The following is a 22,500-nucleotide window of genomic DNA, read 5'->3' as shown; positions in this document are numbered from 1 at the left end:
GCCGGGTTGCCCCATTCGGAAATCTACGGATTAAAAGGTATGTGCCCCTCCCCGTAGCTTATCGCAGCTTATCACGTCCTTCGTCGTCTCTGAGAGCCTAGGCATCCGCCATACGCCCTTACTTAACTTATTGTACTTTTTGCTACAGTGTGTTACCACACTATAATGAACTCTTTTATATTTTTATAAAAAAATTATTTAATTAGAATATAAATATTCTAATTGTTCTCTATCTATTTGATTCTTACGATATCATTTTACCAATATGTCAATGAACTTGAGGCGAATCGCCACTGATAATTAAATCAGCAACAACATTAAGCCGTTGTGGAGAATATCGGAGTCGAACCGATGACCTCTTGCGTGCAAGGCAAGCGCTCTAGCCAGCTGAGCTAATCCCCCATTATGAAATTCAGAATAAATTCTAAATTATGAATGTAGAATCCTCTTACTTCCAGAATTTCCTTAGTACTTTAGTTATTTGTAGTCCCGGGCAGACTCGAACTGCCGACCTCTACATTATCAGTGTAGCGCTCTAACCAGCTGAGCTACGAGACTATAATAGCTTAAATACTTTTTATTTTAAAATTAACAGCAAAGAGTAAAAATGACCTTTTTTTTGTAACTCACCATCTTTCTCTAGAAAGGAGGTGTTCCAGCCGCACCTTCCGGTACGGCTACCTTGTTACGACTTAGCCCTAGTTACCAGTTTTACCCTAGGCGGCTCCTCACGGTGACCGACTTCAGGCACTCCCAGCTTCCATGGCTTGACGGGCGGTGTGTACAAGGCCCGGGAACGTATTCACCGGATCATGGCTGATATCCGATTACTAGCGATTCCAGCTTCACGGAGTCGAGTTGCAGACTCCGATCCGAACTGTGATATGGTTTATAGATTCGCTCTCTGTTGCCAGATGGCTGCTCATTGTCCATACCATTGTAGCACGTGTGTGGCCCAGGACGTAAGGGCCGTGATGATTTGACGTCATCCCCACCTTCCTCACTACTTGCGTAGGCAGTCTCGTTAGAGTCCCCATCATAACATGCTGGCAACTAACGACAGGGGTTGCGCTCGTTATAGGACTTAACCTGACACCTCACGGCACGAGCTGACGACAACCATGCAGCACCTTGTAATCTGTCCGAAGAAAACTCTATCTCTAAAGCTGTCAGACTACATTTAAGCCCTGGTAAGGTTCCTCGCGTATCATCGAATTAAACCACATGCTCCACCGCTTGTGCGGGCCCCCGTCAATTCCTTTGAGTTTCAGTCTTGCGACCGTACTCCCCAGGTGGGATACTTATCACTTTCGCTTAGTCACTGAGCATACACCCAACAACTAGTATCCATCGTTTACGGCGTGGACTACCAGGGTATCTAATCCTGTTCGCTCCCCACGCTTTCGTCCCTCAGCGTCAGTACATACGTAGTAGACTGCCTTCGCAATCGGTATTCTGTGTAATATCTATGCATTTCACCGCTACACTACACATTCTATCTACTTCCATATGACTCAAGTCAACCAGTATCAAAGGCAGTTCCATAGTTGAGCTATGGGATTTCACCTCTGACTTAATTGACCGCCTGCGGACCCTTTAAACCCAATGATTCCGGATAACGCTCGGACCCTCCGTATTACCGCGGCTGCTGGCACGGAGTTAGCCGGTCCTTATTCTTACAGTACCGTCAAGCTGGTATACATACCAGTGTTTCTTCCTGTATAAAAGAAGTTTACAACCCATAGGGCAGTCATCCTTCACGCGGCATGGCTGGGTCAGAGTTGCCTCCATTGCCCAATATTCCTCACTGCTGCCTCCCGTAGGAGTCTGGTCCGTGTCTCAGTACCAGTGTGGGGGATCTCCCTCTCAGGACCCCTACCTATCAAAGTCATGGTAAGCCGTTACCTTACCATCTAACTAATAGGACGCATAGCCATCTTTTACCAATAAATCTTTAATTAAAACTCGATGCCGAGTCTCAATACTATGGAGCATTAATCTTCATTTCTAAAGGCTATTCTCCAGTAAAAGGTAGGTTCTATACGCGTTACGCACCCGTGCGCCGGTCGTCATCTGTGCAAGCACAATGTTACCCCTCGACTTGCATGTGTTAAGCCTGCCGCTAGCGTTCATCCTGAGCCAGGATCAAACTCTTCATTGTATATTTTAAATATTTTAATGAATAAGTTTCAAAAGAATTTGTTTAAATAAATCTAAACATGGTTATTCTACTCTTTAATTACGCTGTCAATTTCAATATTTTCAATGAACTTTGTTTCAATCTTAATTAACAACTTAAAGTTGTTTATTGGTTAAAACTTTGTAGAAAGGTTAGAATCGAACTAACTGACTTTTTTAATAATCATTCCAAATTTTCTTTGATCTTTTTCGCTGTAACTCTTAGCGGCTGCAAACATACAAACTATTTCTAATCTGACAATAAAAAATTAAACTTTTTTTATTTCTTTATTTGCTTTAAAACTAAAAATCTCTGAACGTTTTTGCCGAAAATTTCGGACTGCAAACATACAACTCTTTTTAATTAGAAACCTAAGGAATATTGAAATTTATTTTTAATAAAATTTTGATATTTTATTTAGATAAACAACTAATCTTCACCTTACTTACAACTCCTCAATGAACGTGGCTAACTGTGTGATATTACCGTTAGCGGCTGCAAACTTACAACTCATTTTTAACCTGACAACTATTTTTTTAGCTTTATTTTAATTTAATTTTACAATGGGTTTTAATAAGCTTGTTTTTAGTAGTTTATGAGGGGAGTTTTTTTGATGTTATTTTGAGGGTTGAGTGATTGTAGTGGTTTTGGAGGTGGATACTTGTTTTTAACACATAGGAATATAGAAAACATAAGATGTCTCGAGGTTCTATTTAAGTCTTTTTGTTCTTTGGTATTTGAAGAAATCTGGATGATTCTTAGAAATAGTGCGGTTGAAATACGTTTTATTGGTTGAAGAAAACACTTTTTTAGGTGCTAAACTTATTCTTTTTGTGATTCTTTTTGTAAAAAAGTACTTGGACTAACAACTATGGAGGTATTTGAAATGAAAATTTCTCCATAGTAATTATTTAAAACCGGAATAATATAAGCTATTATATATAGGTGCATATTTATAAAATGGTATGAATTTGACCAATTGGGTACTTTACAAATGGTAAAAAAAGGATTATTATTAAATTACTACTCTAAAAAACCGATGAAGTAAGGTGTATTAGTTTGGAGGGGAATAGTATACTAAGTTCTAAAAATAAATAGCTTTAAAACATAAATAACTTATTTTTTAATTATTAGAACTCTAAGACCTCACAGGTTTTAACAAACCTGTGAGGTCTGAACAACAATGTTGTCTTAAATATTAAGGAAAGAAGGTATATTTTTTCTTAAGTATTAAGCTAGTGTTTATATTGGAAAGAAATCTGAAAAGAGAACTTCATTTGGCAAGTTAGCAGTGTTAGGGATAGAAACGGCATCCTTTTTGCTTTTCGCAAAAAGATATAGTGGAAAGCCCGACCTTTTTTTTTTACAATAGCTTATTTAAACTGTTACTAGGAATTAAATAAAAAACGACACCTTTATATATTAGACTAAAAAAAAGGGAACACCCAAAAATAAATATTAATCCTTTGATTTTCTAATTTTTCCTTTTTTACGCATTTTAGCAAAAAACAGTTTGTATTCTTCTATATTAATTTCCGACTTTCTTTCTATGATTATTTTAGCGAAATCGAAATTGAGTTTTGACTGTTGAGGCTTAAGCTTACCATCTTGAAATGCGCGTTGCAAGATATCTTCTATTAGATAATCTTCATTTTCTGTTTCTGGATGGTATTCTGTTTTTAATGAAAGTTTAAAAACATTTGCCGTTGTATTGTACCAAAAGGCTTTCCAACCGCTTCTTAATTCTTTTATATTACCGAATGCTGTTTCACCTGTTTGACGGTGGATCAACTTTATGAGAATTCTACCTTCTGTGGTAGTCATCTTTTTAATTTGATCTGTAAACTCGCCTTCTATATATTTTTGAATCATTCTTGTGTACTTTCGTCTCTTACTTTTTGATTCAATTTTTTCTAATCTTACATTTAAGGAATCTAACCTTTCTGAAGCAAGTTGTGCATAAGGGTAGGCTCTAAATACTTTTCTACGAAACCATAGATAATACCGAATATCATCTCTAGATTTGAATTTATGTTTTGGCAACAAGGAGAATTCATTGAGATTTACCACCAACGTATCTCCTGGCTTTACAAAAACATAATCGTCTAGATTAATAGGTAACGAATCTTTTTCTTGTGTTTGAGAAAATGAAATTGCAGAAATTAATATTATATATGTGTAAAGAAGTTTTTTCAATTTTTTTATTATATCTCCGGCTGCCTAAGTTAAAAATATAGTATCACCTGTTTCTATTATTTACTGCAAATTAGAGTCCAAAGTTATGTTTTTAACTAATCTTATTTATAAAATCTTGCTCAGAAATAATTTCTACTCCTAAATCTTGTGCTTTTGTAAGTTTAGATGGCCCCATATTATCGCCAGCAACAATAAAATTTGTTTTTTTAGAGATTGATGAACTTACTTTTCCGCCATTGTCTTCAATAGCTTTCTTTAATTCATTTCTACTCATTTGATAAAAAACACCAGACACTACAAATATTTGTCCGGCTAATTTATCTGTTTGATTTTCTAAACTTTCAGCAGAAACTTCTAATTGAACTCCGGATATTTTTAAACGATTTATTAAATCGATATTTTCTTGGTTCGTAGAAAATTCAATAATGCTTTGCGCTATTCTCTCTCCTATTTCGTCTACGCTTATTAACGTTTCTAAATCTGCAGACATTAAATTGTCTATTGATTTAAAATGTTTTGCTAATTTTTTAGCTACCGTTTCTCCTACAAAACGAATTCCGAGTGCAAATAATACTTTTTCGAATGGAATTTCTTTCGATTTGATAATTCCGTCAATCATATTCTGAGCAGATTTCTCTGCCATTCTTTCTAACGGAATAACCTGATCTACTGTTAGATCATATAAATCAGCATAACTTTTAACAAGTCCTTCTTTTCGTAATAAATCTACCGTTTCACCTCCTAGACCATCAATATCCATGGCTTTTCTAGAAATAAAATGCTGAATTCTTCCTGTAATTTGAGGAGCACATCCAAACTCGTTTGGACAATAATGCTTTGCATCTCCTTCTGTTCTTATCAATTCTGTATTACACACCGGACAATTGGTTGCGTAAATTGTATGTTCAGAATCTTGTGGTCGTTTTGTAAAATCTACTGCAATAATCTTAGGAATAATTTCTCCTCCTTTTTCCACAAAAACAGTATCTCCTACTCTAATATCTAATTTTGAAATTTGATCTGCATTGTGTAATGAGGCTCTTTTTACTGTTGTACCAGCTAATTGCACAGGTTCTAAATTTGCGACCGGAGTTATTGCGCCGGTTCTACCAACCTGATACGTAATTTCTTTTAAAACCGTTGAAACTTGTTCGGCTTTAAACTTATACGCAATTGCCCATCTTGGTGCTTTTGCTGTGTACCCTAATTCTTCTTGTTGATATAAATTATTTACTTTAACTACAATTCCGTCAGTTTCGTAAGGTAAACTGTGTCGTTTTGTATCCCAATTGGTGATGAAATCGAAAACTTCATCAATAGATTTTACCAAAGTGATGGTTTCTGGAACTTTAAAACCAACTTTTCTAGCGTTTTCTAAACTCTCAAAATGGGTTTTATATTTACGTTCTTCCGTTACCACTTGATATAACAAACAATCTAAAGGTCTTTTTGCAACTTCTGTACTGTCTTGCAATTTTAAGCTTCCGCTTGCGGTATTTCTTGGATTTCTATATTCTTCTTCTCCGTTTTCTACACGCTCTTCATTCATTTTATTAAAACCTTCAATAGGTAAAATGATTTCTCCTCGCATTTCGAAATTGGAAACGAAGTCTTCTTTTATACTTAAAGGAATAGAACGAATTGTTTTTATATTAGGGGTTACTTCATCTCCCTGAAAACCGTCGCCACGTGTTACCGCTTTAACAAACTGACCATTTTCATAAGTTAAATTGATGGAAGCCCCATCAAATTTTAACTCACATGTATATTCTACATCTGTTGTTCCTAAAACTTTTTGCACTCTTTCTTCCCAATCTAATAAATCTTCTTTAGAATAGGAGTTGCTTAAAGAATACATTCTATTTTTATGAACAACCGTATTAAAGTTTTTTGTTACCGTACCTCCTACTCTTTGCGTTGGAGAATTTGGATCAAAAAACTCAGGGTTTTCCGCTTCTAACTTTTCTAATTCTTTTAATTTTATATCGAACTCGTAATCTGAAATTGATGCGTTATCTAACCCATAATAATTGTAATTATGTGTATTTAATTCATCACGAAGTGCTACTATTTTTTGTTGAATTGTCATTCTTAAATAAAAAATTAATCTTGTTGTTTTCCTGTTAATACACTTACTCTGTTTGAAAAAGGGTTACCAGTAGAGCGCCTAAACGAAACTATTTGTCCAACATGCCAAATTGCATCTGCAATTGGTCCGTTTATTACACACCAAAAAGAAAACTCTTTATCTGGAAATAAAATTTTATAATCAGAAACATCTTTACTTTCTCTAAGAATTGTACTTGCTTGTAATAAGTTTTCTAGTGTTTTTTTCCTTTTTTCTACAAATGTGAGCTCAGGTTGCTCACCTCCATTTACCTTTTTTAAAGTAGCATATAAAATTCTTATTGATAAATTATAAATATGATCTATCGTTTCTTCTGTTGTTCTTGCTTCTAAATTTGGCTTAAAAGTTAAATCTTTTTCTACTAAACCATCTGTTGCCCAATAATATCTAAACCCTAAACCATCTATCATTCTACTAGTTGTTGAACCCGCAGTAAATTCTGTTGAAGGTTCTGGTATTTGAAAATAGGGTAAATCTTGATGAGATTTCATATAAAAATGGATTATTAAGATGTGTAAAAATAGTAAAAAGAGGGTTGGCTACAAAAGTTTGTTTAATCAAAAAAACAGTCTAAAATAATAAGCTTTTTATAACTAAAAAAAGACAACTGTTTTCTGTTAAAAAAACAATAATACTACTAAATAACTTGTTATTAATTTGAATAATATGTAATTTACATGGACATTCAAAAATGAAGTAAAAAATGAAATACGCTATTAAAATAAAGAAAATTTCTACAGTTGATGATCTTGAAAATGCCTGGAGCATTGAAGATTACAAAGAACTTTTGGTACGTTTTGATTTTGCCAATAACGAAGTAAATGATATAAAAGAATTAAGAGATTTACTTTTTATGGCAATATCTGATAAAGAACCTAATGAAGCAGCTGCCATTGTATTAGATTATAAATTATCTGAAGTTTTAAATGAAGGACAAATAGATTCTCTTTCTTATGAAATGTTAGTAGATAAAATTTCTGAAGAATACCCAAAAATTGAATTACATAAAACGTTATTTATTATCAATCAACTTTTATACAAAGCTTTTAATGGTAAATTCCCTAATACAAAAGCGACTGTTGTAGATTTTGAAATTACTCCAGCTAGAAATGCTGAAACAAATATTACGAAAGAAATTGCCTTAAAATGTTTTGCTCAAAACTTAGATAGCCATAATGTGATTAAACGATTATTTGCAGATCAATTAAATGCTGAAGAAGCTTTTGTGGAAGCGAATGATATTATTTGGTATTTAGAAAAAAATGAAACAGGCTACAGAATGACAACCTCTGAATATTTTATGAGTAAAGAAGAGTTTTTAAATGAAGAGTTTGAAGCTGTTATTGATTTCTTTGAAGAAGAATAAATAAGACTGTTATGATTGAATTTTTTATTTTCTAAAATAAGTAAAGTTAAATTTTATTACAACTTAAAAACTTAAGTAATTAGAAAATATTCTCTAAAATAATTACAAAAGCTGCCAAACAAGTTTAGCCCTGATTGAACGGTCTGTTTGAGCTCTTTATTGCCATTTTTTTTTTGGCAATAAAAGCGAGTAGTGAAAGCAGGAAATAGCTTCTAAAAAACAAAGTCCGAAACAAAAAATGTTCCGGACTTTTACATTCAATTTTTATTGAATGAACTTGCACTAAGAGACTTTTAATAATAGGTATACCTTCTTACTTTGGCAATGTGTTTTGCAAGACGCATTACTTGATGTGAATATCCGTATTCATTGTCGTACCAAATATAAATTACAATAGTTTCCTTGTCTGTAATTGTAGATTTACTATCGAAAATTGAAGGCGCTGTAGACCCTAGAATATCTGAAGACACCAACTCATTGTCTAATGAATATTTAATTTGTTCTACCAAATCGCCTTCTAAGGCATATTTTTTTATAATTGAGTTTACACGTTCTGTTGAAACCATTGTATTTAACTGCAAATTAAGAATTGCCAAAGATCCATTAGGAACTGGAACTCTAATTGCATTAGATGTTAATTTACCTGCCAATGCAGGAATTGCCTTTGCAACTGCTGCACCAGCACCCGTTTCTGTAATCACCATATTTAAAGCGGCAGCTCTTCCTCTTCTATTTTTACTATGCATATTGTCTACCAAATTTTGGTCGTTTGTGTATGCATGTATGGTTTCTAAATGTCCTTTTTTAATTCCGAAATTATCTTCTAATACTTTTAAAATTGGGGTAATTGCGTTGGTTGTACATGATGCTGCAGAAAAAATGTCTACCAAATCTGGATTGTATTTTTTGTGATTTACACCATGTACAATATTAGGAATTCCTTTTCCTGGAGCTGTTAACAAAACTTTGCTTGCGCCCTTTGCTTTTAAATGTCTTGCCAGAGCAACATTATCTCTAAAAGCACCTGTATTATCTATAATTAATGCATCTTTAATTCCGTATTTTGTATAATCGATTTCTTCTGGATTATTTGCTGAAATTAAATGAACTGTTGTTCCGTTTATAATTAGGGCATTGTGCTCTACATCTATTTCTACAGTTCCTAAAAAATCTCCGTGCACAGAATCTATACTTAATAAAGAAGCTCTTTTTTCTAAAACTTCTCTATTTATTTCGCCGCGAGTAACAATAGCTCTTAATCTTAATTGTGAGCCTTTCCCCATTTTAGACATAAGCTCTCTCGCTAATAAGCGACCTATTCTACCAAAACCATATAAAACAACATCTTTAGGCTGAATGTTCTCTGATTCTGTAGCGCCTTTTAATTTGTTCCTTACAAAAGATACTTTGTCGGCTCCTTTTATAGGACTTAAATAACACTCGTAAGCAAGCTTACCAATATCTAATTTAGACGATGGTAAGTCTATTTGCTGAATTGCTTTTGCAATATCTAAGGCATCTTGTATAGAAATTGGTTTGTTTACAAATTCTTTAGCATAGTTTATTAAATTTAAAACTTCACTTGCTCTTTTGTCTATTAAAGTGTTTCTAAATAACACAAGTTCAATAGATTTATCATACCATAAATCATTTACAATAGTGATAAACTCGACTGTTGCTCTTCTATTTTGAGCTTGTGTAATTACCTCTTTTTCGTAATCTAAAATTATTGACATATTGAAAATTAAAATAAATTTCAGGCAAAAGTATTTCTTTTTCTTTGAATACGAAATCGATTTCGTAAAGTTTTCGTAAATAAAAAAATCCTGATAAATTATCAGGATTTTAATGGTTGTATTATTTAGATACTATCTAAAAGCATAACGCTCTCTTTCTCCATCTAAATTTATAACTTCTATGTAAATTGGGTTACCAACTCCAAAAGACGCATCAATTTCTTTTACTGCTTCACTTGCATTTAAAACTGGTTTCTTATTAATTTTGGTAATAATATACCCTTCCTTTACACCATAATAATTAAGATTTTTATTCTGATTGGTCATTATTCTAGCTCCTCCAGGAATATCGAATTTTTTAATTTCTTTTTTAGAAACGTCTTTTAAAACTACTCCTAATTTTCTAGAAACATAAGCATCTTTTTTACTTAATTTTATACTCTTAGTCATTTCTGCTCCATCTCTATCAATCGTAATATTCACTAAATCTCCTGGTCTTTTTGTTGTTAATTGACCTCTTAACTCAGAAAATTTAGAGATTTTCACATCATTTACCTTTTTGATAACATCACCAGCTTTTAAGCCTCCTTTTTGGGCACCTCCATCATCACTAACTCCGCCAATTAAAACACCTTCTATATCACCATCTTCTTGGTTTATGTTGATTCCTAAAATAGCCTCTTGCACAGTACCAAATTCTAATAAATCATCTACAACTTTTTTAGCTATATTAGACGGAACTGCAAAAGAATACCCAATAAAAGAACCTGTTTTAGACGTAATTGCCGTGTTAATACCAACTAGCTCACCACGTGTATTTACCAAAGCTCCTCCACTATTTCCTGGATTTACCGCTGCATCTGTTTGAATAAAAGAATCTGTAGACCTAGTTCCTTCTAGATCTCTACCCTTTGCACTCACAATACCTGCGGTTACGGTAGATGTTAAATTATAAGGATTACCGACTGCTAAAACCCATTCTCCAATTTTTATATTGTCTGAATTTGCAAACGGAATATAAGGTAAATCAAAATCAACATCAATTTTTAACAATGCAATGTCATTCTCTTTATCCGTACCTATTAATTGTGCTTTATACTTTTTCCTATTATTTAAGGTGATTTCTATATCAGACGCTCCATCAATAACATGATTATTAGATACAATATAACCGTCTTGCGAAATAATTACACCACTCCCCGTACCAACTTGCTCAAATTTTCTGGTTCCGTTACTATTACCAAAGAATAGATCTATTGGGCTAGATTGTGTTCTAATCGCAGTATTTTTAACATGAACCACGGCATGTACGGTATTTTCTGCAGCAACCGTAAAATCTACAGAATTGGCTATTGCATTTGCATTGTTTAATGCAGGGTTATAGTTTGCCGTAACCGTTTTTATGGGGTGAGAAAAGCTTCTTTCTATAACCACATTTTCATTAAATAGCATTTTATATCCGCCTAAAGTGATAGCGCCTCCTAAAACTGCCATTCCTAATAAACTTAGTATTTTTTTCATGATTTTAAATTTTTATTACTCAAATATACAATTATAACAATTTCAAAAAATCTGTTTAACTTGATTTTAACTGACTTTAACCGCTTTTTAACAGTGCTTTTTTATTCTTTAAATTCCTATATTTGTGCCAATGAATTTAGACTTTTATAAATACCAAGGAACCGGAAATGATTTTGTTATGATAGATAACAGAACTCTAACTTTTCCGAAAGAAAACATTGCCCTGATAGCGAAACTTTGTGATAGAAATTTTGGTGTTGGTGCAGATGGCGTTATCATAATAGAAAACGATACCGATTTCGATTTTAGAATGATTTATTTTAATGCTGATGGAAGTGAAACTTTCTGCGGAAATGGTGGCAGATGTGCAGTTGCTTTTGCAAAATATTTAGAAATCATCAACTCAAAAACAAGTTTTATAGCTGTTGATGGTCCTCATTTAGCTACCATTGAAAATGGGATTGTTTCTTTAAAAATGATAGATGTTGATGAAATTACGGTGAAAGAGAATTCTGTTTTTGCATATACAGGAACACAACATCATGTAGAATTGGTAGATAATTTAGATAATTTTCCTGTTTTTGAAAAAGGAAAAGAAATAAGATATTCTTATAATGCTCCCGGAAGTAATGTGAATTTTGCACAGAAAATTAATGAGACTACTTTTAGAGTAAGAACCTACGAAAAAGGTGTTGAAAATGAAACTTTAGCTTGCGGAACCGGAGTAACAGCAGTTGCAATTGCCATGCACAAAACGGGAAAAACAACAAGTAATTTAATTTCTTTACCTGTTGAAGGTGGAAATTTAGAGGTTTCTTTTTCTGAAAAGGATGGAATTTACACAAATGTATTTTTAAAAGGACCTGCTACTTTTGTTTTTAAAGGAGAAATTTCTTTTTAAATCTTTATCTCAAAAAATGGTATTCTTTTGACGCAGACATTCACTACAAATAAAGATTATGAGTATTTTAAAAAATCTTTTTAATACAAAAAAAGACCAAACTGAAATATTTCCAAAAGAAAGTAATGAAGGAAATGTGAAAATTGAAAACAATCAAATTATTTGTACAGATACTAAAGGAATACATAGTTGTACTGTAAACTTAAAAGATTTACAATATGCATATATCACTATTAAAAGGAATCAATTAGCCTATCTTTTCCTTTTTGATTATCATCAAAATTTTATCCCCGTTAACTATACCGGATTCAGTAAAATGTACCAAGAGTTATCTACTACGTTTGATTTTAATGATTCTATTTTTTTTGAAAACATTGTAAAAACAACCGTTTTAAAAAAAGAAATTTGGAGAAAACAATATACTCCTAATTTTGAAACACTAAAGTATCATGATACCGATTATAACCTAGGATTTGAAGTTCAGTCTCAACCCAAGCAATTCATTTCTTGGGATACTTCGTATGAGGAATTAGAAAAAAATAAAAATACTTTATTTAAAAAATCACCTTACGGACAAAAATTGCTAAAATTTAATGCTCCTGTACGTATTGGAAATATTTTTTTAAAAGATTTTAGTGCTTATTTTGAAAACGATAGAACTGATGTTCCTGTTCTACACTTTTACACACATTGTTTTAATAGTATAGCAACTGATGAAAGTTATATACAGCTAAAGAAAATTTTAAACAAAGATTTAGCTAGTAGCAAAATGAATAACGGTTATGAAAGAGCAGATCAAAAAAATATAAATTTCAATTTAAAAGGAATGCACTTATCAATTTGTTATACCTATGACGGTGATTGGCATTTTAATGGTGGTTATACTTCTTTATCTATAGAGAATAAAAGAGAATACCCAGAATTACTGCGTAATGAAAGTTACGAAGAACGGATGGTTATTTCTGATTTCTTATTATTAAACGGAAATATTACCATTTCTGGTGATTACAGAAAAAATAAGAGGATAAAAATAAGACCCAAAAAAATAAATCTTCAATTTAAAGACAAAACCATTATTTGGGTTGATGATAAAAATAAAAAAATAGGATTTTCTAGTAATAACTTTGCTCAATTATTTGATATTACTGAAATAAATTCATTCTGTATTCAAAATATTTTACCCGCAAAAGGAAATGGTGGTGCTTACCTAGAAATAATAACAGATAATAAAAAATACAACCACTCTATTTTTTATGAAGCTTGTAATTTCTTTGATAAATACGCTTTGAAAATAGAGAAAGTAACAGGGAAAAAAGTAGTTTTTGCTAAAGAGTACCATGATTGTTAATCAAAAACTAAAGCTCTTTCTATGCAACTCTAAGCTGTATAAGATTATTATTTTACTTATTTTGCATTCTATAATCTAAATGCTTATAAAATTTTCTAACAAGAAAACTAATTTTAGAAAAAATATGACTTTAAACGGTAAAAAAATAACATTACGTGCTTTAGAGCCCGAAGACCTAGACTTTCTATATCAAATAGAAAATAACGAGTCTTTTTGGGAAATTAGCCACACACAAACTCCTTTTTCTAAATTTATTCTAAGACAGTATTTAGAAAACGCACATTTAGATATTTACGAAGCAAAACAACTACGTCTATTAATTGAAGAAACTGAGACAAAGAAACAACTAGGAATGATTGATTTATTCGATTATAACCCGATGCATAAAAGAGCAGGAATTGGTGTTTTAATCCATCCAGAATTTCAAAAACAAGGATTTGCATCCGAAGCACTCTCTGTTTTAATTCAATATGCTTTCTCTACTTTAAATATGCATCAGTTGTATGCCAATATTATAACTGATAATTCTAAAAGTATCTCGCTTTTTAAGAAACATAACTTCAATAAAGTAGGTATAAAAAAAGATTGGATATTATCCGAAGGAAAATTTAAAGATGAAGTTTTATTTCAGTTGATAAAAGACTAATTTCGCTATTCTAAAAAAATTAAAAACTTTGGGTAAAAAATTTATATACGCAGTTATTGCTACCGTTATTTTTATTGGTGGAATTATAGGATATCAATATTATCAAAAAATATTTGGAAAATCGATCACAAAAGACACAGAGCTTTTTATCTACTCTTCTGACAGCTTAATTGATGTAAAAGAAAAAATTACTGACTTTTCTACAAATACAAATACTTTTCTTCTAGTAGCTGCTAAGAAAAACCTTTCGAAACCAAAACCAGGTAGATATATTCTAAAAGAAGGAATGTCTAACAACGAGTTGGTAAACCTTTTAAGAAGCGGTAACCAAACACCTGTAAAATTGTCTTTTAATAACCAAGATACTTTAGAAAAATTAGCAGGTAGAATTGCAGAACAATTAGAAGCAGATTCAATTACCCTACTAACTGCTTTTAAAGACATAAATTTCTTATCTAAAAACAACCTGACAGAAAAATCTGTATTGCAAATTTTTGTTCCAAATAGTTATCAGTTTTACTGGACTGTTTCTGCAGAAAACTTTAGAGACAAAATCTTTGTAGAATACAATCGTTTTTGGAATAAAAGCAGACTTCAAAAAGCAAAATCTTTAGAATTAACAAAAGAAGAAGTAATCACTTTAGCCTCTATAGTGCAAAAAGAAACAGCTAAAAATATAGAAAGACCAATTGTTGCTGGTTTGTATTTAAATAGATTAAAAAAGGGATGGCCTTTGCAGGCAGATCCTACAATAATCTATAGTGTTAAAGAACTTAAAGGTCAGGATTATGTGGTAAAAAGGGTATTGACCGCAGATTTAGAAATAAACTCTCCTTACAACACCTATAAATTTAAAGGCTTACCACCTACGTTAATTTCTATGCCAGATATTTCATCTATTGACGGCGTTCTAAATGCGGAAAAACATGACTATTTTTATATGTGTGCTAGTGTAGAAAAATTAGGGTATCATGCTTTTGCAAAAACACTTTCTCAACACAATAGAAATGCGGCAAAATATCATCAATGGATGAATAAACAAAGCATAAATAGATAGTTATTACCATTTTTAATAATTGAATTTGATGAACAAAAAAAACATTTCTTTTTACCTTTTAATTATCTGTTCGTTTTCTTTGTGTGCACAAAACTCATCATTTTATAAAAAATCTGATACCCTAAACACAAAAAGAAAAAATGCCATTATTATTACAGAAAGTGTAATGACTGGGGGAGCATTAATTGGTTTAAACCAACTTTGGTACAAAGATTATCCGCGTTCTGGTTTTCATTTTAAAAATGATAATGGCGATTGGAAGCAAATGGATAAATTTGGGCATTTTATGACTTCTTATTATATTGGTAAAATAGGAATGGAAGTTTTAGATTGGGCTGGTGTTTCTAAAAAAAATCAATTAATTTACGGAGCAACCTCTGGTTTTGCTTTTTTAACCGCTGTAGAAGTATTAGATGGTTTTTCTGATGAATGGGGAGCATCACCAGGAGACATTCTTGCAAATGCAGCAGGTACAGGATTGTTGGTAGGACAAGAATTACTTTGGAACGAGCAACGAATTACAGTAAAATACTCTTTTCATCAAACAGGTTTTGCAAAACAACGACCAAATACCTTAGGTGAAAACTATTTACAACAAGCTTTAAAAGATTATAACGGCCAAACTTATTGGCTTTCTACCAATATTTGGTCTTTTAACAAGAAAAGTTCGTTTCCAAAATGGTTAAATGTAGCTTTAGGATATGGGGCCGAAGGCATGCTTTATGGAAATTCAAACGGAGTAACCTCTGTACAGCAAGATCCTTACAGACAATTTTACCTAAGTTTAGATCTCGATTTAACAAAAATAAAGACAAATTCGGAATTCCTAAAATCTGTCTTTTCTGTTGTAAACTTCATAAAAATACCTGCTCCTACTCTTGAAATTAATAGCAAAGGAGCTTTAACGTTTCATTATCTATATTTTTAGTAAAATTTAACATATTGATTATCAGTATAATTAAATTTGTGTTATACATTTGCACCCGCAAAACAGAAATATTCAATTTATCAAAAAGTTTTTATTTTTAAGTATCGTATTTTTAGGATTTATCAACGCAATTTCTATTGATAAAAAAATAGGTACTCATAACAAAGTTACTTTCCCCAAATTTATTGATTATAATATCCCCTATCTACAAAAAGACTTTGTAGGCTTTAAAGAAGCATTAGCTTTTAAAGAATCTCAAGGAAGTTATACGGTTGTAAATACATTAGGCTATTTAGGAAAATATCAATTTGGTAGAACTACTTTACATCGGTTTGAAATTTACAATACAGCAGCGTTTTTAAAAGATCCAGAATTACAAGAAAAAGCATTTAAAGCTTTGTGTAAAGTAAATAAATGGATTTTAAGAAAAGATATTAGACGCTCTGTAGGAAAAATCATAAACGGCACTAAAATTACCGAATCTGGTATATTAGCAGCAGCTCATTTAAGTGGTGCTGGAAATGTAAAAAAATATTTAAGAAGTAATGGCGTAGAAGGATTTTCTGATGCTTACGGAGCTTCTATAAAGAATTATTTAAGGAAATTTGGTGGATATAATGTTTCTAATATTATAGCAGACCAAGATGCTACAGTTGTTAATAGTTAATTGACATAGTACAACCAAAATTAAAAAAATTAATACATTTTTTCATATACAATACCCAGTGGTACGGGTTATTTCTTTTAAAACAAAATAACTTTCTAAAACACCAATATTCTCAATTTTAGAAAGTTTTAGTCTTACAAACTCATGATATTCATTTAGACTTCCTAAATTAATTTTTAAAAAAAAATCTACCTTACCAGCCATATGGTAACATTCTTGTACTTCTTTTAAACCTTTAATTTGCTTTTCAAATTTATCGATAAAACCTTCATCATGGTATCTTAATGAAACCATGCAAATAGCTGTAATAGGAATATTTAAAAGGTTTTTATCTATAAGCGCAACGTACTTTTTAATATACCCACGTTTTTCTAACCTCCTAATCCGCTCATATACTGGAGAAGGCGTTAGATTAAGCATCTCTGCCACCTCTTTTGTTGTTTTTTTAGAATCTTCTTGAAGAATTCTTAAAATATTTAAATCTGTCTCGTCTATTTTTTCCATATAAAGATAAAATCACTTATTAAGGGTTACTTCTATCCATGTAAAAGTATTTAATATAAAAATAACAATTAATAAAAGATAAAAATACTTATTTTTTAATTAAACTAAGTGAAATTAACTTTATAATTAATCAAATATTTAATTTTATCCTTTTAAAATAGGATTAAAGATGGATAAAGAAATTATTTTAATAACAGGATCTAGTGGTCAATTAGGTACTGTTTTAGCAGAGAAATTACAGAAAAAATATGGTGTTGAAAATATAATTGCAACAGATCTAAGAGAAAATCCCACATTTAATGGTGTATTTGATACGCTAGATGTTACAGATTTTGAGGCAATAGAAGCAACTGTATTAAAATATAAGATTACTCAAATATACCATTTGGCAGCTATTTTGTCTGCAAATGGTGAAAAACATCCATTAAGTACTTGGGACATAAATATGAAAACTTTATTTAATGTTTTAGAAGTATCTAGAATTCATAAAATAAGTAAAGTATTTTTCCCTAGTTCTATTGCTGTCTTTGGTAACAATATAGAACGCTCTAATACACCACAGTCTTCTAACTTAACACCTTCTACAGTATACGGAATTAGTAAAGCTGCTGGAGAAAATTGGGGGAAATATTATTTTGATAAATACGACTTAGATGTACGCTCATTAAGGTACCCTGGTGTTATTGGTTATCAATCTTTGCCAGGTGGCGGAACAACAGACTATGCAGTAGATATTTTTCATAAAGCTGTTAAGAATGAAGATTTCGAGTGTTTTTTGAGCTCTGAAACGATGCTACCAATGATTTACATGGATGACGCTATAAGAGCCACGTTAGAATTAATGGAAGCTCCAAAAGAAAAAATTACAGTAAGAACATCTTATAATATATCTGGTTTAAGCTTTACTCCTAATCAATTAGCTTCATCAATAAAAGAAAAATATTCTAGTTTAAAAATAAACTACAAGCCAGATTTTAGACAAGAAATTGCCAGTTCTTGGCCAATGAGTATAGATGATACTCAAGCGAGAAAAGACTGGGACTGGAAACCAAAGTTTAATATAAAAACTTTAACAGAAACAATGTTAAAAAATTTAGAACTTAAATATAATAATAACCTTATAAATTCATAATACAATGTACGGCACTATAAAAAACGATTTAAAAAAAGAACTAGAAACTATAAAATCTAATGGTCTTTTTAAGAGTGAACGTATATTGACCTCTAAACAAGGAGCAAATATTAGCACAGTTAACCAAGACAATGTTCTTAATTTTTGTGCCAATAATTATTTAGGACTTGCATCACATCCAGACGTACTAGAAGCAGGAATAAATGCTATAAAAACACATGGTTTTGGTCTTTCTTCTGTTCGATTTATTTGTGGAACACAAGATATTCATAAAGAATTAGAAGAAAAAACTGCCGCTTTTTTAGGAATGGAAGATTGTATTTTATATGCTGCTGCTTTTGATGCTAATGGAGGCTTATTTGAACCTTTACTTTCTGCTGAAGATGCTGTTATTTCTGACGCTTTAAACCACGCTTCTATTATTGATGGTATTCGTCTTTGTAAAGCAAAAAGATTTAGATATTCTCATAACAACATGGCAGATCTAGAAGAACAATTAAAACAAGCTAGCTCGTCTAGACGTAGATTAATTGTTACAGATGGTTCATTTTCTATGGATGGAACCATTGCTCAATTAGATAAAATTTGTGATTTAGCAGACAAATATGATGCTTTAGTAATGATTGACGAGTGTCATTCTACTGGTTTCATTGGTGCTACCGGAAGAGGTGTACACGAACACCATAACGTAATGGATAGAGTAGATATTATTACAGGAACTTACGGAAAAGCTTTAGGTGGTGCTTCTGGTGGTTTTACTGCTGCAAGAAAAGAAATAGTTGATATTTTAAGACAAAATTCTAGACCTTATTTATTTTCAAATACGTTGGCTCCGGCAATTGTTGGTGCTACATTAAAAGTATTAGATAAAATAACAAAATCTACAGATTTACGAGATAAGCTAGAGCAAAACACGATGTATTTTAGATCTGAGATGACAACAGCTGGTTTTAACATTGTAGAAGGTACCCACCCAATTGTACCAATTATGCTTTATGATGCTAAAATTGCACAAGAATTTGCAAAACTCTTGCTAGATGAAGGCATTTATGTTATTGGTTTTTTCTTTCCGGTTGTACCTAAAGGAAAGGCAAGAATTAGAGTTCAATTGTCTGCAGCACATTCAAAAGAAAATATTCAAAAAGCAATTAAAGCTTTTGTAAAAGTTGGAAAAAAGTTAAGTGTTATTTAATCATTCTAAAAATGACATAAGTATTTTCAATCATATAGAAATTTAAACGAAGTAGACATAAAAAAATAATCTCCCTTTTTCTTTTCATAAAAAAACACTTAAATTTTAACAATATTTAAGTGTTTTTTTTAAAATAAATCTATAAATATCAATTATAACTTACACCAAACGTAATTTATAATAATTAACTCCATTATATTATTTGTGTATAATAAAAATAGCTGGTTTTTTATGTAAATCTGGTTGTTGATGTTTCCAATCTTTAATCATCATCGTTTTAATATATTCTGATGGCAAGGTAATATCTGCCGCAATACATAAATTGGTTGTTGGTGATAAAGCAGCTTTTAAATCTGCTAACATTTTATCATTTCTATAAGGTGTCTCTATAAAAATTTGAGACTGATTTTTATCTTGAGAAATTTTTTCTAACTCTTTTATCGTTTTTTTTCTATCAGATTTATCAATAGGTAAATACCCGTTAAAAGCAAAATTCTGTCCATTCATTCCAGAACTCATCATTGCCATAATAATAGACGATGGGCCAACCAAAGGAATTACTCTAATATTATTTTCGTGCGCTAGTTTAACAATACTTGCTCCCGGATCTGCAATTGCCGGCACACCTGCTTCAGACAATAAACCTACATTAATTCCTTCTTTACAAATATCTAAATATCTAGATGTTTCTATTTCCTCCGCATATTTATCTAACAACATTAATTGTAGTGAAGGCTGTGATTTTTTAGGCGAAATTTTCTTAATAAATCTTCTTGCTGATTTTTCATTTTCAACAATATAGTAATCAATCTGTTCAACTACTTTTTTTACTGATAAAGGCATTACTTCTAGAGGTTCAGTTTCACCTAAAGTAGTGGGGATTAAATAAAGTTTACCAATCATTTTATATATTTTAGACACGTATTTCACGAATTTACACAAACTAAAAACGTAGAAATAATATTTTTATTTTTTTTGATATTTATTATACAGATTTCTCGCTGATTAAATGGACTTTTTCTTTAAGACAAATTACTTGCAATAGCATTACAAGCATCATCTAACATTTTATACACATTTTCAAAACCTTCGTTACCTCCATAATATGGATCTGGAACACTTAAATTTTTAGTAGGTTGTGTTTCATTTAAAATCATTCTTACCTTCTGCTCATCAGCATTATTTCTGGCTAATGAGAGTATGTTCTGATAATTACTATCATCCATGGCAAAAATTATATCAAATTCATCAAAATCTTTTACAACAAATTTTCTTGCTCTTTGCTTAGTAATGTCAATTCCATACTTTTTAGCAACTTCTATAGAGCGCTCATCTGGAAGTTTACCTATATGATATGCAGCTGTTCCTGCAGAATCTACCAAAACAGTATTCAAATTTACTTTAGATTGTAAAATACCTTCTGCTAAAGGAGAACGACATATATTTCCCAAACAAACCATCAATACTTTATGCATAAAAATAATTTTTGATAAAAATAAGAAACAATTACGCTCTTAAAAAATTTAAGAGCGTAAAATTATAATATGAATAAGTTCTTTGAAGTTTTCTTTTTAGAAAGTCAACTTTTTAGTTAAATCGTCTACGTACTTTTTAAACTGCTTATCGGTTTCTGTTAAATTATCTACCGTTTTACAAGCATGTAATACCGTTGCATGATCTCTTTGCCCTATTTGATTACCAATACTTGCCAAAGAAGTCTTTGTTAATCTTTTAGCAAAAAACATAGCTAACTGGCGTGCTTGTACAATATGACGTTTACGAGTTTTAGATTGTAAGGTTGCCACATCCATATCAAAATATTTAGAAACTTCTTTCTGAATATAATCTATAGAAACTTCTTTTTTGGTGTTTTTTACAAACTTATCTACAATCTGTTTTGCCAATTCTACAGAAAACTCTCTTCTATTAAAAGAAGCTTGTGCAATCATAGAAATAACAACACCTTCTAATTCTCTAACGTTCGATTTTATATTTTTAGCAATATATTCTACAATATCTTCTGGCATTTCCACACCATCTCTGTACAATTTATTTTGTAAAATAGAAATTCTAGTTTCATAATCTGGTGCTTGTAACTCCGCAGATAATCCCCATTTAAAACGAGATAATAAGCGTTGTTCAATATCTTGCATGTCTACAGGGGCTTTATCCGAAGTTAAAATTACCTGTTTTCCATTTTGATGTAAATGGTTAAAAATATGGAAGAATACATCTTGTGTACCGGCTTTACCAGATAAGAATTGTACATCATCTATAATTAACACATCTATCATTTGATAGAAATGAATAAAATCATTTCTTGTATTTGATTTTACAGAATCTATAAACTGTTGTGTAAATTTTTCTGAAGAAATATATAAAACAGTCTTGTCTGGATATTTATCCTTGATATCCACACCAATAGCGTGCGCCAAATGTGTTTTACCTAACCCAACACCACCATAAACTAATAATGGATTAAAAGAGGTTCCTCCTGGCTTATTTGCTACTGCCATACCCGCAGAACGTGCCAATCTATTAGAATCTCCTTCTATAAAGTTTGCAAAACTATAATTAGCGTTTAATTGAGATTCTATTTTTACTTTTTGCAATCCTGGAATTACAAAAGGGTTTCTTAATTCTCTTTTATTAGACTCTAAAGGAACTGTTACTCTTTGTGGTTTTAATGGATCTCTATTTGAACTTGGAATTTTAACAATTTGCGGTCTATTACTGCTATAATTGTTTTCCATTTTTACATCGTAAATCAATTTAGCATCGTTCCCTAATTGTTTTACTAAAGCAACACGTAATAATTTAATATAGTGCTCTTCTAGCCACTCGTAAAAAAATTTACTAGGCACCTGAATAGTCAACGCTTCACCAGAAAGTTTTACCGGTTTTATTGGTTCGAACCAAGTTTTATATGCTTGTGGTTTTATGTTATCTTTTATAAAAGACAAACATTCATCCCAAACTGAGTCAGCATTTACAATCAT

18 protein-coding genes, 2 tRNA genes and 2 rRNA genes (1 of these 22 only partly in view) are annotated in these 22,500 nt (G+C 31.4%); 9 read left to right on the top strand and 13 right to left on the bottom strand.

Annotated features, from left to right (window positions below; translation table 11 throughout):
• The 7 genes from KV700_RS00110 to KV700_RS00080 form a co-directional block, all read right to left on the bottom strand.
• Positions 1-133 (bottom strand): 23S ribosomal RNA (locus KV700_RS00110) (it extends 2,751 nt beyond the left edge of the window).
• Positions 134-328: 195 nt separating this feature from the next.
• Positions 329-402, bottom strand: a tRNA-Ala gene (locus tag KV700_RS00105).
• An 82-nt stretch (positions 403-484) separates the two neighbouring features.
• Positions 485-558, bottom strand: a tRNA-Ile gene (locus KV700_RS00100).
• An 85-nt stretch (positions 559-643) separates the two neighbouring features.
• Positions 644-2,161, bottom strand: a 16S ribosomal RNA gene (locus tag KV700_RS00095).
• Together the 16S and 23S rRNA genes with 2 tRNA genes alongside form the textbook arrangement of a ribosomal RNA operon.
• A 1,476-nt stretch (positions 2,162-3,637) precedes the next feature.
• On the bottom strand, positions 3,638-4,375 hold the full coding sequence (locus KV700_RS00090) for a DUF4294 domain-containing protein (RefSeq protein WP_166383211.1): 738 nt from the start codon (positions 4,373-4,375) through the stop codon (positions 3,638-3,640).
• Between the two features lie 91 nt (positions 4,376-4,466).
• Complete coding sequence (gene ligA / locus KV700_RS00085) at positions 4,467-6,464, bottom strand: NAD-dependent DNA ligase LigA (protein ID WP_218598651.1); 1,998 nt, start codon at positions 6,462-6,464, stop codon at positions 4,467-4,469.
• Positions 6,465-6,478: 14 nt separating this feature from the next.
• Positions 6,479-6,994: a hypothetical protein gene (locus KV700_RS00080; RefSeq protein WP_240915492.1), complete on the bottom strand. Its 516-nt coding sequence runs from the start codon at positions 6,992-6,994 to the stop codon at positions 6,479-6,481.
• A 212-nt stretch (positions 6,995-7,206) separates the two neighbouring features.
• On the opposite strand from KV700_RS00080, the gene KV700_RS00075 reads away from it, so the two are divergent.
• The gene (locus KV700_RS00075) at positions 7,207-7,869 is read left to right on the top strand and encodes a hypothetical protein (RefSeq protein ID WP_218598650.1); all 663 of its coding nucleotides are present in this window, start codon (positions 7,207-7,209) and stop codon (positions 7,867-7,869) included.
• A 293-nt stretch (positions 7,870-8,162) separates the two neighbouring features.
• Here the strand turns inward: KV700_RS00075 and KV700_RS00070 are convergent, their stop codons facing one another.
• Positions 8,163-9,605: a glyceraldehyde-3-phosphate dehydrogenase gene (locus KV700_RS00070; protein ID WP_218598649.1), complete on the bottom strand. Its 1,443-nt coding sequence runs from the start codon at positions 9,603-9,605 to the stop codon at positions 8,163-8,165.
• Positions 9,606-9,737: 132 nt separating this feature from the next.
• Positions 9,738-11,126 (bottom strand): trypsin-like peptidase domain-containing protein, encoded by a 1,389-nt coding sequence (locus KV700_RS00065; RefSeq protein ID WP_218598648.1) that lies wholly within the window; start codon positions 11,124-11,126, stop codon positions 9,738-9,740.
• 130 nt (positions 11,127-11,256) lie between these two features.
• Between KV700_RS00065 and dapF the strand changes: the two genes are divergently transcribed.
• The 6 genes from dapF (at position 11,257) to KV700_RS00035 (ending at position 16,673) form a co-directional block, all read left to right on the top strand.
• Positions 11,257-12,027, top strand: coding sequence for a diaminopimelate epimerase (gene dapF / locus KV700_RS00060; RefSeq protein WP_218598647.1), 771 nt, complete (start codon positions 11,257-11,259; stop codon positions 12,025-12,027).
• Between the two features lie 58 nt (positions 12,028-12,085).
• Positions 12,086-13,375: a hypothetical protein gene (locus tag KV700_RS00055; RefSeq protein ID WP_218598646.1), complete on the top strand. Its 1,290-nt coding sequence runs from the start codon at positions 12,086-12,088 to the stop codon at positions 13,373-13,375.
• A 124-nt stretch (positions 13,376-13,499) separates the two neighbouring features.
• A complete protein-coding gene (locus KV700_RS00050) occupies positions 13,500-14,021 on the top strand; it encodes a GNAT family N-acetyltransferase (protein WP_218598645.1) in 522 nt (173 codons plus the stop codon).
• A 28-nt stretch (positions 14,022-14,049) separates the two neighbouring features.
• Positions 14,050-15,078, top strand: a complete 1,029-nt coding sequence (mltG, locus tag KV700_RS00045) for an endolytic transglycosylase MltG (RefSeq protein ID WP_218598644.1) — start codon at positions 14,050-14,052, stop codon at positions 15,076-15,078.
• Between the two features lie 28 nt (positions 15,079-15,106).
• Entirely contained in the window at positions 15,107-16,006 is a 900-nt protein-coding gene (locus KV700_RS00040) for a DUF2279 domain-containing protein (RefSeq protein ID WP_166383191.1), read from the top strand.
• Positions 16,007-16,055: 49 nt separating this feature from the next.
• Positions 16,056-16,673 (top strand): peptidoglycan-binding protein LysM, encoded by a 618-nt coding sequence (locus KV700_RS00035; RefSeq protein ID WP_218598643.1) that lies wholly within the window; start codon positions 16,056-16,058, stop codon positions 16,671-16,673.
• A gap of 42 nt (positions 16,674-16,715) precedes the next feature.
• On the opposite strand, the gene KV700_RS00030 is transcribed toward KV700_RS00035, so the two are convergent.
• Entirely contained in the window at positions 16,716-17,177 is a 462-nt protein-coding gene (locus tag KV700_RS00030) for an Lrp/AsnC family transcriptional regulator (RefSeq protein WP_166383187.1), read from the bottom strand.
• A 169-nt stretch (positions 17,178-17,346) separates the two neighbouring features.
• Here KV700_RS00030 and KV700_RS00025 point away from each other — a divergent pair, with 169 nt between their 5' ends.
• A complete protein-coding gene (locus tag KV700_RS00025) occupies positions 17,347-18,309 on the top strand; it encodes an NAD-dependent epimerase/dehydratase family protein (protein WP_218598642.1) in 963 nt (320 codons plus the stop codon).
• A gap of 4 nt (positions 18,310-18,313) precedes the next feature.
• Complete coding sequence (kbl, locus tag KV700_RS00020) at positions 18,314-19,501, top strand: glycine C-acetyltransferase (RefSeq protein WP_166383183.1); 1,188 nt, start codon at positions 18,314-18,316, stop codon at positions 19,499-19,501.
• A gap of 198 nt (positions 19,502-19,699) precedes the next feature.
• Here the strand turns inward: kbl and KV700_RS00015 are convergent, their stop codons facing one another.
• From KV700_RS00015 to dnaA, 3 genes are all read right to left on the bottom strand, one after another.
• Positions 19,700-20,404 (bottom strand): SAM-dependent methyltransferase, encoded by a 705-nt coding sequence (locus KV700_RS00015; RefSeq protein ID WP_166383181.1) that lies wholly within the window; start codon positions 20,402-20,404, stop codon positions 19,700-19,702.
• Between the two features lie 119 nt (positions 20,405-20,523).
• Positions 20,524-20,976 carry a low molecular weight protein-tyrosine-phosphatase gene (locus tag KV700_RS00010; RefSeq protein ID WP_166383180.1) on the bottom strand — a complete coding sequence of 151 codons (453 nt, stop codon included), beginning with the start codon at positions 20,974-20,976 and terminating at the stop codon, positions 20,524-20,526.
• A gap of 96 nt (positions 20,977-21,072) precedes the next feature.
• Complete coding sequence (gene dnaA, locus KV700_RS00005; protein WP_218598641.1) at positions 21,073-22,500, bottom strand: chromosomal replication initiator protein DnaA; 1,428 nt, start codon at positions 22,498-22,500, stop codon at positions 21,073-21,075.

This window comes from Polaribacter sp. NJDZ03 (assembly GCF_019263805.1).
Classification (GTDB): Bacteria; Bacteroidota; Bacteroidia; order Flavobacteriales; family Flavobacteriaceae; genus Polaribacter.
The sequence above is the reverse complement of the archived record's forward strand: the minus strand, read 5'-3'. Positions and strand labels throughout refer to the sequence as shown.

Excerpts from the sequence above, each read along its gene's own strand:
- ligA (WP_218598651.1), bottom strand. The coding sequence starts at position 6,464 with ATGACAATTCAACAAAAAATAGTAGCACTTCGTGATGAATTAAATACA.
- KV700_RS00080 (WP_240915492.1), bottom strand. The coding sequence starts at position 6,994 with ATGAAATCTCATCAAGATTTACCCTATTTTCAAATACCAGAACCTTCA.
- KV700_RS00075 (WP_218598650.1), top strand. The coding sequence starts at position 7,207 with ATGAAATACGCTATTAAAATAAAGAAAATTTCTACAGTTGATGATCTT.
- KV700_RS00070 (WP_218598649.1), bottom strand. The coding sequence starts at position 9,605 with ATGTCAATAATTTTAGATTACGAAAAAGAGGTAATTACACAAGCTCAA.
- KV700_RS00065 (WP_218598648.1), bottom strand. The coding sequence starts at position 11,126 with ATGAAAAAAATACTAAGTTTATTAGGAATGGCAGTTTTAGGAGGCGCT.
- dapF (WP_218598647.1), top strand. The coding sequence starts at position 11,257 with ATGAATTTAGACTTTTATAAATACCAAGGAACCGGAAATGATTTTGTT.
- KV700_RS00055 (WP_218598646.1), top strand. The coding sequence starts at position 12,086 with ATGAGTATTTTAAAAAATCTTTTTAATACAAAAAAAGACCAAACTGAA.
- KV700_RS00050 (WP_218598645.1), top strand. The coding sequence starts at position 13,500 with ATGACTTTAAACGGTAAAAAAATAACATTACGTGCTTTAGAGCCCGAA.
- KV700_RS00040 (WP_166383191.1), top strand. The coding sequence starts at position 15,107 with ATGAACAAAAAAAACATTTCTTTTTACCTTTTAATTATCTGTTCGTTT.
- KV700_RS00030 (WP_166383187.1), bottom strand. The coding sequence starts at position 17,177 with ATGGAAAAAATAGACGAGACAGATTTAAATATTTTAAGAATTCTTCAA.
- KV700_RS00025 (WP_218598642.1), top strand. The coding sequence starts at position 17,347 with ATGGATAAAGAAATTATTTTAATAACAGGATCTAGTGGTCAATTAGGT.
- kbl (WP_166383183.1), top strand. The coding sequence starts at position 18,314 with ATGTACGGCACTATAAAAAACGATTTAAAAAAAGAACTAGAAACTATA.
- KV700_RS00015 (WP_166383181.1), bottom strand. The coding sequence starts at position 20,404 with ATGATTGGTAAACTTTATTTAATCCCCACTACTTTAGGTGAAACTGAA.
- KV700_RS00010 (WP_166383180.1), bottom strand. The coding sequence starts at position 20,976 with ATGCATAAAGTATTGATGGTTTGTTTGGGAAATATATGTCGTTCTCCT.
- dnaA (WP_218598641.1), bottom strand. The coding sequence starts at position 22,500 with ATGATTGTAAATGCTGACTCAGTTTGGGATGAATGTTTGTCTTTTATA.